15 protein-coding genes are annotated in these 17,182 nt (G+C 64.5%); 2 read left to right on the forward strand and 13 right to left on the reverse strand.

Features of this window, described 5'->3' with window-relative positions; genetic code table 11:
* Positions 1-5: 5 nt before the first annotated feature.
* The 13 genes from LDB29_RS03725 to LDB29_RS03785 form a co-directional block, all read right to left on the reverse strand.
* A complete protein-coding gene (locus tag LDB29_RS03725) occupies positions 6-2,198 on the reverse strand; it encodes a TonB-dependent receptor (RefSeq protein ID WP_096362195.1) in 2,193 nt (730 codons plus the stop codon).
* Positions 2,199-2,307: 109 nt separating this feature from the next.
* Positions 2,308-2,706 (reverse strand): DUF2946 family protein, encoded by a 399-nt coding sequence (locus LDB29_RS03730; RefSeq protein WP_021246258.1) that lies wholly within the window; start codon positions 2,704-2,706, stop codon positions 2,308-2,310.
* A gap of 60 nt (positions 2,707-2,766) precedes the next feature.
* Complete coding sequence (locus LDB29_RS03735; protein ID WP_021246259.1) at positions 2,767-4,005, reverse strand: TolC family protein; 1,239 nt, start codon at positions 4,003-4,005, stop codon at positions 2,767-2,769.
* Entirely contained in the window at positions 4,005-4,304 is a 300-nt protein-coding gene (locus LDB29_RS03740) for a DUF3240 family protein (RefSeq protein ID WP_021246260.1), read from the reverse strand. The genes LDB29_RS03735 and LDB29_RS03740 overlap by 1 nt, the downstream gene beginning before the upstream one ends.
* Positions 4,297-7,368 (reverse strand): efflux RND transporter permease subunit, encoded by a 3,072-nt coding sequence (locus LDB29_RS03745; protein ID WP_257556179.1) that lies wholly within the window; start codon positions 7,366-7,368, stop codon positions 4,297-4,299. The genes LDB29_RS03740 and LDB29_RS03745 overlap by 8 nt, the downstream gene beginning before the upstream one ends.
* A gap of 9 nt (positions 7,369-7,377) precedes the next feature.
* Positions 7,378-8,490 (reverse strand): efflux RND transporter periplasmic adaptor subunit, encoded by a 1,113-nt coding sequence (locus tag LDB29_RS03750; RefSeq protein ID WP_021246262.1) that lies wholly within the window; start codon positions 8,488-8,490, stop codon positions 7,378-7,380.
* Between the two features lie 57 nt (positions 8,491-8,547).
* A complete protein-coding gene (locus LDB29_RS03755; RefSeq protein WP_021246263.1) occupies positions 8,548-9,564 on the reverse strand; it encodes a HAMP domain-containing sensor histidine kinase in 1,017 nt (338 codons plus the stop codon).
* The gene (locus tag LDB29_RS03760; RefSeq protein ID WP_021246264.1) at positions 9,561-10,238 is read right to left on the reverse strand and encodes a response regulator transcription factor; all 678 of its coding nucleotides are present in this window, start codon (positions 10,236-10,238) and stop codon (positions 9,561-9,563) included. The genes LDB29_RS03755 and LDB29_RS03760 overlap by 4 nt, the downstream gene beginning before the upstream one ends.
* Before the next feature lie 78 nt (positions 10,239-10,316).
* On the reverse strand, positions 10,317-11,006 hold the full coding sequence (locus tag LDB29_RS03765; protein WP_021246265.1) for a cytochrome b/b6 domain-containing protein: 690 nt from the start codon (positions 11,004-11,006) through the stop codon (positions 10,317-10,319).
* Positions 11,007-11,078: 72 nt separating this feature from the next.
* On the reverse strand, positions 11,079-11,780 hold the full coding sequence (locus LDB29_RS03770; RefSeq protein ID WP_021246266.1) for a VIT family protein: 702 nt from the start codon (positions 11,778-11,780) through the stop codon (positions 11,079-11,081).
* A gap of 193 nt (positions 11,781-11,973) precedes the next feature.
* Complete coding sequence (locus tag LDB29_RS03775; RefSeq protein ID WP_021246267.1) at positions 11,974-12,225, reverse strand: hypothetical protein; 252 nt, start codon at positions 12,223-12,225, stop codon at positions 11,974-11,976.
* Positions 12,226-12,719: 494 nt separating this feature from the next.
* Entirely contained in the window at positions 12,720-13,370 is a 651-nt protein-coding gene (locus LDB29_RS03780) for a hypothetical protein (protein ID WP_021246268.1), read from the reverse strand.
* Positions 13,371-13,491: 121 nt separating this feature from the next.
* Positions 13,492-14,664, reverse strand: coding sequence for a L,D-transpeptidase (locus LDB29_RS03785; protein ID WP_231923325.1), 1,173 nt, complete (start codon positions 14,662-14,664; stop codon positions 13,492-13,494).
* 49 nt (positions 14,665-14,713) lie between these two features.
* Here LDB29_RS03785 and LDB29_RS03790 point away from each other — a divergent pair, with 49 nt between their 5' ends.
* Positions 14,714-15,571, forward strand: coding sequence for a universal stress protein (locus tag LDB29_RS03790; protein ID WP_021690797.1), 858 nt, complete (start codon positions 14,714-14,716; stop codon positions 15,569-15,571).
* A gap of 44 nt (positions 15,572-15,615) precedes the next feature.
* Positions 15,616-17,118 (forward strand): phospholipase D family protein, encoded by a 1,503-nt coding sequence (locus LDB29_RS03795; RefSeq protein WP_257556188.1) that lies wholly within the window; start codon positions 15,616-15,618, stop codon positions 17,116-17,118.
* Positions 17,119-17,182: the final 64 nt, after the last annotated feature.

Here is a 17,182-nt window from a genome sequence, read left to right on the forward strand (position 1 = left end):
GGCGCTCAAAACGCAATCGTGATCCCGGCGTTGACCGATCGCCCCCGGCCCGGAACCGGGCGGCGCACGCCGGTCGCCTTCAGATCGCCGAGCGACATGCCGCTAAGCGGAGCATAATAGGCCTTGTCGAACAGATTGTCGGCGCCGAGCGTCAGGCGAACCTTGTCGATGCGATAGGCGAGCTGGACATTGAGCAGCGCGTAGCTGCCCGTCCGCGGTTCGTTGCGGGTCGGATCGGCGCGATCCTTTTCCGTCACGATGTCGAGGTCAATCCGGGTTTCGAGGCCGCCGATCCGATGCTCGAGGCTCAGCGCCGCATTGAACGGCATCTGGTGATAGAGCGGTGCGTGGTCGGTCAGATTCTGGCCGTGCAGCCAGCTCGCGCGCGCGGTCAGACGCGCGGTGCCGGCCGACGACGATGACCATAGCGGCACGGCGCCCGATATGTCGATGCCGTAGATCTCTGCCTTCTGGTTGGCGAACTGCAATTGAACGAACCCGGTCGGACTGCCCATCATGTCGGTGAAGTCCGCCAGCTTAACGGCGTCGATATATTCGTCGACATGGGTGTAATAGGGCGCGATCTTGAACGACCAGCCATCCTTGCCGCCTCCGGAAATGGCCAGGGCGGCGCTCAGCGTATCGGCCTTTTCGGGGCGAAGGTCGAGGTTGCCGACATAGCCGTTCCCGTCGCCGAACCACCCGATCATGCGGCTCGCCATGCTGCCCCGGCCCCAGCTATAGCGCTCGTAGATATTGGGCGAGCGAACCTTGCGGGCATAGCCGATCTCGATATCCGCCCCGTCCGAAAGCGCGTAGCGGACCAGCAGGCTGCCGCTCCAATTGCTGTCGTGGCGCTTGCGGTCGGCCTTGTTGAACGCCGCTGCCGCCATGACATCGGCCATCTGCATCATGCCGGTGCCATAGGGCGCGACCTTGCCGGTGTTCATCCAGACCTGATCGTTACGGATGCCGGCGATGAGGGAGAAACCGCTATCCCAGCGCGTTTCCCACTCGAGGAAGGTGCCGAGCCGATCGCGCTTGGCCCCGTTGACGTTGATGAACGCATTCGGCCCCATCATCATATTGCCCACAACGGGCGGCCAATAGTCGTTGAGCCATTGATGCTGGAATTCGCTGCCCAGGCGCAGCGTGCCGCCGCCGAGCAATATATCCGCCTGGACGGTATAGCTCGCGCTGTGGACCTCCGTGTTCATCGGCATCCCGCCGGTCGCGGTCCCGCCCTTGTCGGCGAGGAAGTTCATGACGTGGTCGGTGTCGCGCCAGCTCGCCCGCACATCGAGATTGCCCCAATCGAAGACGCCGGCATAATGGCCGTTCAGGAACCATGATTTGTTGGACGTCATGTCCATATATTGGTTCGGGAAACCCTCATAGGGCGTGAAATGATAGCCGCCTTTCAGCTCGATCAGGCCGTTGCTGACTTGCGCTGCGAGATTGAGGCTGTGGTCGGTCTTGGCATATTCGCTGGACCGCACGCCCCCCAGCGAGCCGCCGCCCTTGAAATTGCCGGCCTGGGTATAGGAGCCGCTATAGGTCAGGCTGAGCCTGTCGCTTGCGGCCGTCACGGACAGCGCGCCGCCGAACCCGTCGCCATTGCTTCGATAGAAGGCCGATGCTTCGCCGGTCAGCAGCGTTTCGCCCTGTTTCGCAAAGCGGGGCGGAGCGCTCTCGACGCGAATGATCCCGCCGATGCTGTCGCCGCCATAGCTGACTGGCGAAACGCCGGTAATGACGTCGATCGCGCTCACGGTTTGCGGATCGGTGTAGGACAGGGGCGGATTCATATCGTTCGGACAGGCCGAGGCAATCGCCACGCCGTCGACCAGCACGGTCAAGCGCTGCGCTTCAAGGCCCCGGATCACCGGCAAGGTCGAGAAGCCCCCGGCCCCATAGCCGCTGACGCCGGGTACGCTTTGCAGGATCGCTGCGGTATCGCTCGAGCCGACCTGAAGGTCGCGCAGGCGCGAGGGGGAAAGCCGCTCACCCGAAACCGTCGACCCCGCCTCGCTCGCCGAGCTAACGTCGACCTCTGGCAGCGGCGTCCCGTCCTGGGCGAAGGCTCGCGAGATGGGGGCGCCCGCCAGCACAGCGACGAGTGCGGGAAAAGCGAAGCTCCCGGCGAGGCGAACCTTGAAAGTTGGTTGCTTGCTGGTGGAGCGAGCGAAGGCAGGCATGGTGGTTGCCGCGCAATGCGCGGAATCAAGCATAATCGTCATGTCGGAATCCTGATTCACATGCGGCGCCCCGGCGAGGGGCGCCCATCAACGGGGAATGTCGAAGGAATCAGGTGGTGGGAGGACCGATCGCCGGCGGGCGCAGATAGGTGCCGCGCCGGAGGACTATGCGGTTTGGACGCCGAAAAACCGTTGCGAGGATGAAGGCGAGGGCGACGGCTAGGAGCAGCGCATCGACGGCCGCGAGCGATGGCGAGGACAGGCCGGTAAAGGCGCAAGGCGCTTCCGCCTTCTTGTGCTCGTCATGGTCCTGCTCGCCGCCTTTGCTCGGCAACTTGATTGCGATCTTCTGAGGCCCTTGCCCCGAGCACAGCTGGACCAGGATCACGCCATTCGAGACGACCGGCATGAAACCCGCCGGCACCAACGCCTTCACGAGCAGCGCAGCGCCTAGCAGGAGCGCGCACAGCCAATGGTGCCGGACAAGGAATTTGCGAGCTTCGGTCACGCAGCATCCTCTAAGTGCAGGCTCGTTTCATGTCGAGAATGTTTGCTTGCCGTATGTTAGCTAGTCGTGCCCCGCTTCATCTGGTGCCCAGATGCTGTGGGAATCGATCTGGATCTTGAGCAGAGCACGATCGGCTTCGGAGCGCGCCTCGATTTCCATTCGGCGCGCGTCATTGGCCTGCCGGCGGGCATAGAGCATATCGGAGAGGTCGATCTGCCCGAGTTGGTAACCGCGCACCGTCCTTTCGGCGGCGTCGCCGGCGCTGCGCGCCGAAGCGTCGGCATTGCGCCAGGCATCGAGCCGGGTGTGCGCGTTGGAAAGGTCGGCATTGGCGGTCGCCTCGATGCTGCGCTGCACGGCCGCGAGTTCCATGCGCGCGGCATTGGCCTCGGCTGACGCCTGATCGGCTGCGGCTCTGCGATAGCCACCGCCGAGCGGGATTAAAGCCACCACGCCCGCGCCGGCTTCCGCGCCGCCGCGCTCGCTGAACAGGCGGACGCCGAAGCTCGGGTCTGCGATGCGATCCGCTCGCACCCGACGCGAAGTCACGTTCAGACGCTGCGCTTCCTTGTCGGCGGCGCGGATCTCGTGACTGCGCTCGATTACCAGGTCGCGCATCGCTTCCAGCCCCTGGGCGGGCAGCATGGGGTCGGCCAGTTCTGGTGGTTCGGAGGGGAGCGGGATTTCCGGAAAGGACGCTGCGAAGGTCACGCGCGCCTGTTCGCGCAGCGAGAGTGACGATGCGGCCTGCGCGCGCGCCTGAGCCAGCGCCGCCTGCGCCTGGTCGAGGTCGAGTTGGGCGGCGTCTCGCAGCGTGACCCGCCGCTTTATGGCGGCGATTGCCTCCTCCAGCCCGCGGACGCTGTCGAGATCGTTGCGATAATGGCTTCCCGCAGTGAGCCAGTCGTGCCAATAGCCGGCCAGCAGCAGCGCGGTTTGATGGCGGACATCCTCCATCTGGTTTTCCGCGACCTCAATGCCGAGCGCACCGGCTTCGCGGTCGAGCGCGGCCTTGCCCGGCAGGCGGAATGGGCGGCTGATTGTCGTATCGAATTCGTCGAACCCGCCTTCGCGATCGACGGTTCGGCGAATGTAGCTGCCGCTCACCGTCACTTCGTGGGGGCCTTTGCGCAGCATATCGCCGCGTGCCCGTGCGGCTTCGACGCGCGCAATTGCGGCGGCGACGCTGGGGTGATTGTCGAGCGCTTCGTTGACCTTGTCGGCAGGCGGCAGATCGGTATGCTGGGCCAGGGCAGGCGCGGCCGTCAGAAGGCCGAGAGCGGCGAGTACGATCCGCATCAGGCGATCCTTCCATGATCGAGCAGGGGCGTCGTGCGCCACCGGACCGGCAGATCGCGCCGCGCGTCTTTTACGGTGCGGAGCAGGTCGGGCACCGCGTCTGCGCTCACGATCAGTTCGAGCGTCGAACGCTTCAATTCGCCCGACACGCGCTCGGCGGTTCCCGCATCGCCAAAATCGCGACCTCGCACAGCTTCCCCGCGGACATGGATTGGCGTGGGGGAGACGGCGCGGATCGCGTCCACGAGAAGCTCGGTATCGCGGGTGGCGCAATGGAGGGTGAACAGCAGGTCAGGCATTAGCGGCCTCCCCGGCGCTTTCCCCGAAGCGCTCGAACAGGATCGGCAGTAGGACCAGCGTCAGCAAAGTGGAGGTAATGAGGCCGCCGATCACCACGATCGCGAGCGGCCGCTGGATCTCGGACCCCGGCCCGCTGGCGAACAGCAGGGGGACGAGGCCGAAGGCCGTGATGCCGGCAGTCATCAGCACCGGTCGCAGCCGACGCTGCGCGCCCAGGCGCACGGTCTCGGCCATACCCACCCCGTCGGCGCGCAACTGGCGGAAATAGGCCACCAGCACCAACCCATTGAGCACGGCGATGCCGAGCAGGGCGATGAACCCCACCGACGCCGGGACCGAGAGATACTCGCCCGACAGCCACAGCGAGATCAGCCCGCCGACCATCGCGAAGGGGATGTTGGAGAGGATCAGCAGCGCGGCGCGCAATGAGCGCAGCGCCGCCAGCAGGACGAGGAAGATCAACACCAGCGCTACGGGCACCACCATCATCAGCCGGGCCGATGCGCGCTGCTGGTTCTCGAACTGACCGCCCCAGACGATGCTGTAGCCTGCCGGTAGCCGTACCTTGGCGGTGACCTGCGCCTTCGCCTCATCGACATAGCCGACCAGATCGCGGCCGGAGACGAAGGCCTGCACCAGCGCGAAGCGCGAGCCGTTCTCGTGATCGAGCTTCACCGGTCCCTGCGTGCGCTCCACCCGCGCCATGTCGCTGACACGCGCCAGCGTGCCATCGGGCGTGCGCAATTGCAGGTCGGCGAAACGGGCCGGATCGCTCCGGATGCCGTCGTCACCGCGAATGACGATCGGAATGCGTTTCTGACCTTCGGCCACGACCCCGGACCGCACGCCCTCGACCTGTGCGCGCAGCGCGTCCTGGAACTGGTCGACCGGCATCCCGAACCGCCCCGCCGCCGCGCGGTCGATGTCGAGTTGGAGATAGTCCACATTGTCGTTGGCGACCGTCAGGACCTCCGATGAGCCGTGGATGCCGGACAGGATATCCTGGATCCGACCCGCGAGCTCGGCGAGCGTTGCGGTGTCAGGCCCGAAAATCTTGACCGCTAGATCGCCGCGCGCGCCGGTGAGCATCTCCGAGACGCGCATCTCGATCGGCTGGGTGAAACTCGATTGGATACCGGGCAGGCCGTCCAGCGCCTTGCGCATTTCCCCGACGACGAAATCCTTGTCCCCGCGCCATTGCGAGCGCGGCTTCAACTGGACGAAGCTGTCGGTCTCGTTCGGTCCCATCGGATCGAGACCGATCTCGTCGGAGCCGACGCGGGCGATCACGTCCTCCACCTCCGGCACGGTGCGGAGCGCGCGCTGCACCGCCATGTCGCCGGCCACCGATTGGTCCAGGCTGATCGAGGGCAGCTTGGTAAGCTGCACGATCACCGAGCCTTCGTCCATCGTCGGCATGAAGGTCTTCCCGGCCGCGCCATAAGCGAGGCCCGCCAGCACCAGCCCGGTGGCGGAGAGACCATAGACCAGCTTCTTGTGCGCGAACGCCGCGTCGAGCAGCGCCTGGTAGCGTGGGCCGATCTGCCGCATGATCCATGGCTCACCATGATGGCCGCTCCTGAGGCTGAAGGAGGCAAGGACCGGCACCAGCGTCAGGGCGAGCAGCAGGGAGCCCGCGAGCGCGAAGACGATGGTGAGCGCGACGGGCGCGAACAGCTTGCCCTCCAGCCCCTGCAGCGAAAGCAGGGGCAGGAACACGAGCGCGATGATGACGATGCCCGCCGACACCGGCACGATCACCTCGCTGGTTGCGCGGAATACGTGGTTGAGTCGGGGCGTGTCCTCGCCCTGGGCATGGCTCAGGCGCTCGACGACATTCTCGACCACCACCACCGCGCCGTCGACCAGCATCCCGATCGCGATGGCGAGCCCGCCGAGGCTCATGAGGTTCGCGGACAGCCCCATGCCGCGCATGAACAGGAAGGTGATGAGCGCGGCCATCGGCAGGGTCGCCGCGACGATCGTGGCCGCACGCCAGTCGCCGAGGAACAGGATCAGCAGCACGACGACCAGCACGGTCGCTTCCAGCAGCGCCTCCTCGACCGTGCCGACCGCGCGCCCGATCAGATCGGAGCGATCGTAGAAGACATGGATCTGCGTGCCTGCGGGCAAGCTGTGCTGAAGCCCGGCAAGCCGCGTCCGCACGCCATCGACCACCGCCCGCGCATCCGCGCCGCGCAGCGCGATCACCAGGCCCTCCACCGCCTCGGCCTTGCCGCCGCGCGTCACCGCCCCATAGCGGGTGAGGCTGCCGGTGCCGACTGTGGCGACGTCGCCCAGGCGGACGATGCGGCCGTCCCGGCTGGCGATGACCAGCGTTTGCAGATCCTCCACGCTGCGGATCGCGCCCACGGCTCGGACGATCAGCGATTCCTCGCCATCGGTCAGGCGCCCCGCGCCGTCATTGCGATTGCCGCTTTCGATCGCGGTGCGCAGATCGGAGATCGAGAGCTTCGCGCTCGCCAGCGCCACCGGATCAGGCCGGACCTCGAAGGTACGAACATAGCCGCCCAGCGCGTTCACGTCCGCGACGCCGGGCACTGTGCGCAGCGCCGGGCGGATCGTCCAGTCGAGCAGTTCGCGTTTCTGCTGGAGAGACAGCGGCCCTTCGATCGTGAACATGTAGACGTCGGACAGGGGCGTCGAGATCGGCGCGAGACCGCCGGTCACGGCAGCAGGCAGATCGCCCGTCACGCCCGCCAGCCGTTCGGCGACCTGTTGGCGCGCCCAGTAGATGTCGGTGCCGTCGGTAAAGTCGATGGTTATGTCGGCGATGGCATATTTGGCGCTCGAGCGCAGGATCGCCTGGTTGGGAATGCCGAGCATCTCCGTCTCGATCGGCGTGATGACGCGGCTCTCGACCTCCTCCGGCGTCATGCCGGGGGCTTTGAGGATCAGCTTCACCTGGGTCTGCGCGATGTTGGGATAGGCATCGACCGGCAAGTTGACAAAAGCCCAGACCCCGAGCCCGGCCGTGGCGGCGGCAAGGATCAGGACGAGCAGACGATAGGACAGCGCGGTGGCGACAAGCGAACGCAGCATCGGGAGAGCCTATTGCGCGGTGGCGAGCGCCTTGAGCGCGCTCGTACCGGAAACCACCACCTGTTCACCGGGCCTGATCCCGGAGAGCAGCACCGTGCGGCCATCACTGCCGCCGCCGCCGGTCACGGCGCGCACGGCAAAGCCGCCGCGCGCGGTCACGAACACAACCGGCTTGCCGTCGATCATGGTGACCGCCGTATCGGGCACGCTGACCGCGCCCGCCGGCGCCGGGCCGACGATGACGATGCTGGTTGCGCGCCCCGCGACAACACCGGGTCCGGCCGGAATCTCCGCCTTGAGGCCGGCCGAACGGGTCGCGGGATCGATGGCCGTTCCCACCGCGACGATCCGGCCGGTGAGGTTGGGAAGTAGCCGCACGCTCATGCCGGGGCGCACTTGCCCGATCAGCCGTTCGGGCAATTGGCCGACCACTTCATAGCGATCCGTCGCGTCGATCACATAGGGCGCGGTGGTGCCGTCCACCGGATTGCCGGTCTGGATGGAGGCGCTGGTGACGCGACCCGCGATAGGAGCCGTCAGCGTATAGGAGCCGCTGGCGCCATGACCGCCCACCATCGCCAGGATGCGCGACTTTTCCGAAACGTCGGCGCGAGCCTCGGCTGCGATGGCATTGGCTTCGTCAGCGCGCGCGCCTGCGATGATGCCTTCGCGGCTGAGCAGGGAGAGCCGCGCGGCATTGGCCTCGGCTACGCCACGCCGCGCGTTCGCGCGGCTGAGGTCCGCGCCGATCGTCAGCACGTCGCGGCTGGCGATGATCGCCAGCGGCTGGCCCCGCCGCACGCTGTCGCCCTCGACCACGAGAGTCCGCAACACGGTGCCGGGAAAGGTCGCGGCCACCGCCACCCGGGCGTTGGCGGGAGGCTCGATCATCGCGGGGATGGTGGCGAGCGCCGCATCCGCGGCTGCCGTCGCGGGCATAAGGCGGATACCCATCTGCGCGGCGCGGCGCGCATCCACCGCCAGGATCCCATCTGTCGGTTGGGCGTTGCTTGCCGGCGCGGAGTTGCCCGTCTCGACCGGTCGACTGGCGAACCACCACAGGCCTGATAGAATCAAAGCGATCGTCGCGGCGCCCGCAATGAGGGTGTATCGTCTGGACATGCGCTCGGGCTAGGGAGCGTTCCTGACCGAACCCTGACGGGATATGAGGATTGAAGATCAGGTCGCGGGAAAACGCAGCACCAGTTCACGGTCGGCCGGATCGGTCTCAAGCGTGCCGCCATGGGCCGCCATGATCCGGTCGACGATAGCGAGGCCGAGGCCGGCGCCATCCTTGCTCGCATGGTCGGCGCGGCGGTGGCGTTGCACAAGGTCGCGCAACCTTTCGAGCGCCAGCCCAGGGCCCTCGTCCCGCACGCCCAATAGCGCGTGGGGGCCGGCGAAGACCTGGATCGTGCCACCAGCCGGCGTCACGCGCGCGGCATTCTCGATCAGATTGCGCAGCGCTGCCGCAATCGCTTCGCGCCTGCCGTTCACGACCGCAGCCTGACCGCGGGTATCGAACGCGATCAGCTTGCCTTGTGCGATGATCCCCGGCGCCACGGCGCTGACGACCTCGCTCGCCACATCCGCGAGTGACACCTGTTCGGGAGCGGTCTGGGCGGCCTCCGCCGCGTCGATCTGCGCGAGCAGCATGAGTTGGTCGATCAGCCGGCGCATGGCCGCCACGTCTTCCTTGAGGCGCGCGGCGTCGTCATAGTCAAGCCGGTCGAGTTCGAGAGACAGGAGGGCGAGCGGCGTGCGCAACTCGTGCGCGACGTCGGCGGCGAACGCTTCCTGCCGCCGCGCGGCCTGATCGAGCCGCGCCAACAGATCGTTGACCGCATAGACGAAGGGTAGCGCCTCGGCGGGCATTTGCGACGCATCGATGCGGAACCCTCGTTCGTGGCCCTGTGCAGCCTCGATCCGGGCGGCGGCATCTTCCAGCGGTGCGAAGGCCTGGCGGATCACTCGGAGCACCATGATCGCGACGGGAACGAGCAGGACGACAAGCGGCAGAGCGACATGCTCAAGCATTTCCTTGATCGCGCGGATCATCGCCGCGCGTGCATCGAGATGTGTGAAGGTGACACTGTAGAAGAAGGCGACCGCCGCCAGCAGCAGAACGGTGCCCGCCACACCAATCAGGCCCAAACCGCGTTTGAGGCGCCGTGAGATGGAGCGCTGCACGGTCATGCCTTCCCGTCCTTCAGCATATAGCCGACACCCCGAACGGTATGGAGCGCGCCGGCCACGCCCGTGTCTTCGAGCTTGCGGCGCAGACGCGAAATGGCGGCTTCGACCGCATTGGGGGTCACCGGATCGTTGAAGCTGTAGAGCGCGTTCTCGATCACTTCGCGATGGACCACCGTGCCGGCTCGCCGCATCAGCAGTTCCAGAAGGTCCGCCTCGCGGCGCGAAAGGTCGATCTCGCGATCGCCAATGCTGGCAGAGCGGCTTGCCGTGTCGAAACGCAGCATGCCGACTTCGATGACGGGCTGGGTTCGAACGCCAGGCCGGCGCAGCAGGGCGCGGATGCGCGCGGCGAGCTCGTCGATCTCGAAGGGTTTGACGATATAATCGTCTGCGCCGGAATCGAGACCGGTGACGCGATCCTCCAGCGCCCCACGCGCGGTCTGGATGATGGCAGGCGGCATCTGCTGATATTTTCGGCGGCTCGCGAGCCAGTCGATCCCGTCGCCGTCGGGCAGGCCGAGGTCGAGTATGATGGCATCATAGCTCGCGCTGCCCATCGCAGCGTCGGCTTGTGCGAGATCATGGGCAACATCGCACACGAAGCCCCGGCGCTGAAGACCGTCGGCGATCAGTGCCGCCATTCGCTCATTATCTTCGACGATGAGAAGGCGCATGGGTTTAATGTAGACTTTCCACCAGGAACGAAAGGCAAGAAGGATTGAAGCTTTCTACCAGACCATCAACCGATGTTTTCAATCCCTTTCCTCGTGCGAACCGTGATGGGAATGGCGTTGCTGCGGCGCGAAGGCGGTCGGATCCACCATGACAATGGCGATGATTGCCAGAACGATCGCTGCGGCACCAAGTAGAGCCGCAAACAAGCCTGGTCCCCGAGCCTCACGCACATTCGGATAGAGGCTGTTCTTCTTGCGGCCGCTGATCATCGCGCGAACAAGGTTTTCGCCGGTGAGCAGCGACATCAACAGCACGGCGCCGACATGAAGCCCGATCAAAGCAAGCAGGCTGTAGGCGAGGGCTTCATGAAGGTCTTTGTCCATGCCGCCTGCCGCAACGCTGCTGCCGCTCCAGATGACGATTCCGGTCAATCCGATCAGCGCCACGACTGCGATCGCGCCCAGTGGATTATGACCCACGGAACGTCGAGGATGGCCAGCTAGAAGGTCGCGTGCATGGGTGGCGATTGCTGTTGGCCGAATGAAATTCACGAACCGGGCATGCTCGCCTCCGACGAAGCCCCAGATCAGACGGAACGCAAGCAAGGCAGCAGCAGACCATCCTGCGACCATATGCCACGATGCGATCGGACTATCGTCGTCGGAAGAGAGAAACGCGATCGAGATCGCTAGGACCAGCAGCCAATGGAATAGCCGTAGCGGCGTGTCCCAAACCTTGAATGTCCTTGTATATTCAGAATTTGTCATCACGTTCGCCTTTCCAGCTGGAAGGGCTACGGGTGTTCACTGACCGAATCCTGACGATGTGAGCAGCGTGGTTCAAACCACTGTTCCGAACAGCCTCCCGATGCCCGCGGTCGCAGCCAGGGCCAGCGCGCCCCAGAATGTGACCCGTAGGATTGATTTCATGGGGCGGGCGCCCCCGGCCCAGGCGCCAAGCGCGCCCAGCAGTGCGAGAAACAACAGGGTTGCCGCGACCTCGATTGCGACGAGGCTATCATGCGGAACGACGGCGACCAACATCAGGGGCATGAGGGCGCCTGTGCTGAAAGTTGCGGCGGATGTGAGCGCGGCCTGGATAGGGCGGGCGGTCACGACTTCGGAAATGCCGAGTTCGTCGCGGGCATGCGCGGCCAGCGCATCCTTTGCCATTAGTTCGTCGGCTACCTGCCGGGCCAGTTCCTCATTCAGACCGCGTTTGACATAGATGTCCGCCAGTTCCTGATGCTCGAGCACCGGTTGAACGGCGAGTTCACCTCTTTCCCGGGCGAGGTCGGCATTCTCCGTGTCCGCCTGAGAGCTGACCGAGACATATTCGCCGGCGGCCATCGACATGGCGCCTGCCACCAGCGCCGCCATCCCTGCGACCAGGATATTGGCCTTGCCCGCGCCGGAGGCTGCGACGCCGACGATGAGGCTCGCGGTCGAAACGATCCCATCATTGGCTCCCAGCACTGCCGCGCGTAGCCAGCCGATGCGTGACACCGCATGGCGTTCGGGATGGGATCTTAGTCGGCTCATGGTGTCCTTCGTAAAATGCCGTGAAAAAGTTCAACAGTCTTTCCTGACGAAACCCTGACGATGATTGGTAGCCGGCATAGCTCAGCAATCCCTACTTGAATCGGTCTACATTTGTCGCACCACGCTGAAATCGGCACTCGGTGAAGGGGCCGTCACGCTTGAATCCATAGAGATTGGAGAGACCCGGCCTAGTTCATGTGATCATGGCCTCCTGCAGGCGGCTCATGAGAGGCAGCGCCAATTCCAGATCATCCGGTTCGACGGCTGCCTCCAATATGGTTTCGACGTGCATGACGGCTATGTTCACAGCTTTGGCCTTCGCATGACCGCGGGGATCGATTTCGGAATCCGTCTTCTTGCGAAACTTCGGGGTGAAGAGACTGCAAAAATTACGTAACTCGCGATCGAATATGATCCAGCCCCCCGTTCGATACGGGTCGTCCACGTAATGCGAGTCCTGAACTAATCGCGACAGCGCGTGCGATTATGGGTGAGGATGCGGCCTATCAGGCCGCTTTGATCGCTGCGGAACGTCGCGTATGAGTGAGAGGCGCGTTAGAGGGGCTTACAAGCCGCATCAGCTTCCAGCCCAGGAAATAGCGGAACGGGAGCCGAACTGGGCAAGGATAACTTGCACTGCGTCGCTCAATAACTGCGGCAATCCCCATTCGGATAACGGAAACCGAGCGTATATTGCGAGATGAAGTGATACGGCCTTCCGCTCGAACATGATCGCCGTCGCTGGACAATGGAAGCCGTGGACCGAAAGGGAGGTCCACGAAATCGTAGCCCGATCACGGGAAAGGAATTATCTTTCCCGATTGCTGACCCACATGCTTGCCGTTTTTCGCTGGCGGATGATCGAACAAGATTGGCGGCGCCTCCTCTCGCTGCTTGCTCCGTCAAAGTGAGCGGTTTCGCGCGGGCATCGTCCCCAGTCTACCGTTTCGGCGCCTTTGGGCGCTGCGCGCGGATTTCCGCCAGCAGCACGCCAAGATATTTCTCAGCTTCGGCAGCTTCGCTTTCGGGATAGGCGGCCGTCATGCGTCCGCTCCAATAGCCATAGTCGACTGTCGTCAGGCTGGAACGCCATGGTTTGCCGTCGCGATAGCCGGTGAAAGTTCCGCGATAGGCCTTGAGGCGGCGATTGGTTGGGATCGTCGCCGGTCCTTCCGACACGATGGTCGGCGCGGCAAAATGGGACATCGTAGCCTGACGCATGATCATATAGTGGTCGCGTGGCGGCATCTGGTCGATATGGACCACCGCCATCCGCACCACGATGCGATCGTCGCCGGTGCCGAGTGGCCGGTCGTAGCCGATGGCGATATACTCGCCGCCCGGATCGAATGCCCGTTCCCTGAGGCGGGTAAAGCCCTCGAATTCCTCCGGGAAGCGCAGGCCGCTGGCCACGTGGACAAGAGTTGTGCCGTCCGGCGCCAACTCAAATCCGTCGGGTACCGCGATTGCCGTGGCGTCGGCCGAAGGTGGCGCAGCGGGCGCGGTTTCAGCCAGTGACGGAGCCGCCGAGGACAGCCCCAGCAGGATGGCGGCGGCAAGGGAAACTGGAACGCGCAATGATCGGGACATCGAAGTCAAATCCTCTGGTGAGTATGTCGTAATTAGGCCGGTCTTCGCAATTATGGCAGGGGGCTGTTTGGAATCAGGCGGTAAGACGCTGCGATGGACGCGAAGTCGGGATTGCGCAACGTCATCGTTCGTTTGTATCCGCTTGGGCATCCTCGCCCGTGAGCACGGTCAGGGATGTGCCTGTACTCCCGCTTTCGAGGGTATCGGCCGTGACGATCAGCGTGCTTCCCGGTTTGAGCACCGACAGCAGGCCCCGTCTGAAGTCCTCGGGAAGGATTAGCCGCTCCCGGTCCTGCCGCGAGACTTCCCCCGTCTGTGCACCGCCAAATACAGGGAGGAACATCCAATGCGTCCCGTGTTCGTCGATGGAGGCGAGGTTGAAGGCCTGAAGGCCGGAGATCTTGCCGCGGATGGCGACAGGCGCCGAACCGATTTCGATGCCGTTTCGCAACACCACGGCGCGCTGGTCCGCCGCGCTGACGATTATGGAGATCGGCCCTGTGAGTGCTTTCTCTGGCTGCCAGACCGTCAAAAAGGCATTCCCGAACGACGAGCGCCGGGCCGTATCCTGCAGGATACGGGGAGCTGGGGCAAAGCGCGGAATCTCGCTTGCCTGCGTGATGATGACCGTCAGGCCAAGCTGCGTGACATCATAGAGGTGCTCGGCGAACGTCAGGGGAAACCGGATGCATCCGTGCGAGGCGGGATAGCCCGGAAGATTGCCGGCGTGCATGGCAATCCCGTCCCAGGTGAGGCGCTGCATGTAGGGCATCGGCGCGTCATTGTAGAGGTTCGATCTGTGCGCGACTTTCTTTTGGAGGATGGTGAAAACCCCGGTGGGCGTTTCGTGGCCGGCTGCGCCGGTGGAAACGGTCGAGATGCCGATCAGGACGCCGTTGCGATAGACATAGGCCCGCTGCCTGGCGAGGCTGACGATGATGACCACCGGACCATCGGGAGCCGTTTCGGGCGCCCACAGGAACTCTCCTGGCCGTAACGCTTCCACGCTCGCCGCGATCGATCCTGGATCAAGCGCCATAGCGCGGATCGGAGCGGCGGTCAGGCAGAGCGCGGCAGTCATGGTGCCGGCAAGAAGCGTTCGGCGCGAGAAGCGTGTCGATGGTGCGTGGGATGCGCCGGCCGTTGCCACGGCAGTGAGCGTCGGGGTTCGCAATATGATGTCTGGTGTTGTGATCTTATCCATCCTCTTCTGATCAGGCCATAATATCGGTCTGCTTCGCGACGGCCAGCGAATCCTTGCCGAAGAACATTTCTGTCCGTCCTGCAAATACACGGCGACACGTTCCTTGGTTGGCGGACCACTGCTGCTATGTTGCGTCGATATGACCCCGCGAACGATTCTGTTTCCAACCGATTTTAGCGGTCGCTGCGACCGAGCCCGCGACCGCGCGATACAGCTGGCGAGCGAGTGGCGCGCACATCTGGTTCTTCTCCATGTTCAGAGGGATCCCGATCCCGCAGACATGCTCGACGGACTGCAGGCTGCCGAGAGTCGCCTTCATGCCCGCTTGCGGGCGGAGGTGGCGGACCCGGATATTCCGGTCGAGACACGCCTCGCCACCGGCGCCGTCTCGCAGGCGGTGCTGGAAGCGTCAACCGCATGCGGGGCGGATCTCATCGTGACCGGCATCTCGCGCCATGACGATATCGGGGATTTCCTGATCGGCACGACCGTGGAGCGCATGATACGCCATGCTCATGCGCCGGTGCTTATCGTGAAGGAAAAGACTCAGCACCACTATCGCCGGGTCTTGGTCGCAACCGATTTCTCCGGCTGCTCGGCCCAGGCGCTTCGCACGGCCATGGCCGCATTCCCCGCTGCCGAGATCACTCTCGTTCACGCCTATCACGTGCCGCTGGAGGCACTTCGGGGCCGGGAAGGGCCGGCAGCTGCGCTGCAGGCCAGGATAGCCTATGATCTGGATGCCTTTCTGGACAGGACCGATCTGCCCGCCGACGCACGCGACAGGCTGGATATCAATGTCGACTATGGCGAGGTTTGCGAGGTTGTCCGCAATCATGTGAAGCTGAGCGAAACCGACCTGGCCGTGATCGGAACGCACGGTCGATCGGCCCTGACGGTGGCGGTGCTCGGCAGCACGGCGCGGGCGCTGCTCAGCCGTCTCGATTGCGATGTCCTGCTCGTGCGCCAGCAGCCGCAGGCGGATGCTGCCGTCTGATCCGGATCGTCATCCTTGCCTGCCTGGGCTTCGTCGCGGCGTCGATGCTCGCGACCTGGGTCTACGGCCTGTTCGCCAGTCGCGCGCAGGGGGAGCCTTCCTACGCACTGTCGATCGAACGCGGCCGGACGCCGCTCGATCAGCGTATTGGCGCCACGACGGATGCGCACCCCGGTGAGAGCGGCCTGCTTTTGCTGGACGAGAATCTCGACGCCTTCGCGGCACGTGGATTGTCGGCGCGCAAGGTCGAGCGCTCGCTCGATCTGATGTATTACATCTGGCACGACGATCTGACCGGCCGCCTTCTTCTGGCCGAGGCCCTGTCCGCGGCCGATCGCGGCGTCAGGGTGCGGATCCTGATCGACGACATCGGCACCAGCCATACATCTGATGCGATGATCGCCATGGCGCATCATCCGCATATCGAGATCCGTATCTTCAACCCGACCCGGGCGCGGCAGGGCGGCTTGCGGCGCGGCATCGAAATGATGCTGCGCGCCTTCAGCGTGACCCGGCGCATGCACAACAAGGCCTGGATCGCTGATGGCCGCGTCGCCATCCTTGGCGGGCGCAATATCGGCGACGCCTATTTCGATGCCGCGACGCAAACCAATTTCCGCGGCATGGACGTGCTGGTGATGGGGCCAGCCGTCGCCCAGACGGAGAAGATCTTCGACGATTACTGGAACAGCGGCCTGGCGTTGCCGGTCGATAGGCTTTCGCCCTTGAAAGATCCTGGCGTGGCGCTGACGCGGATCGCCGCCGAATTGAGCAACGCTGCCAATGAGGCTGCCGCGCGCCCCTATCTGGAGCGCATCGCCAAACGGCTCTCGCTTCTCGATCCCGAGACCACGCGGCCCGACTGGACTCGCGCCGCCCGCGTGATCGCCGATCCGCCGCGCAAAGTGCTGGGCAAGGAGGGCAAGAACTGGCTGATGCACGACCTGCTGCCGGTCTTCGATGCGGCGCGGGAAAGGCTTGAAATCACTTCGCCCTATTTCATCCCCGGCGAGGAAGGCACGGCGGCGCTCGCCGCGATTGCGGCAAAGGGGGTTTCGGTCTCGGTCCTGACCAATTCTCTTGCGGCAACCGATGTCGCCGCGGTCCATGGCGGTTATGCGCGCTACCGTGTTCCGCTGCTCGAGGCAGGGATCAAGCTCTGGGAATTGCGGCCCGAGCATCAGGAGCGGGACTTTTCCCTGCGAGGATCGAGCCGGGCAAGCCTGCACACCAAGGCTTTCACTGCCGACGGGCATATGGGGTTCATCGGCTCGATGAACCTGGATCCTCGTTCGGCTTCCCTCAACACGGAAATGGGCGTCCTCTTCGAGTCCGAGGCCCTGGCCCGGAAGATGGCTGCCATCTGGCAGCGCGATACCGCGCCCTCCCGCAGCTATGAGGTCTGTCTGACGTCGGATGGCGACGTGGAATGGGCCGGGAGCCGGAACGGCGTGCCCGTCCGATACGACCGGGAACCGGAAGCCTCGTTCTGGCGCAGACTAACCGCACAGGCCATTGGCCTTCTGCCGCTGGAATCGCAGCTTTGACCCAAGCAGGCTTTCGGCGCCGTCTTCAATTTTGCGTGTTGCCGACGAATGGACCGTCTGCGAC

The sequence above is a fragment of the Sphingobium sp. CFD-2 genome, from assembly GCF_024611135.1.
In the GTDB taxonomy this organism is placed as follows: domain Bacteria; phylum Pseudomonadota; class Alphaproteobacteria; order Sphingomonadales; family Sphingomonadaceae; genus Sphingobium; species Sphingobium fuliginis.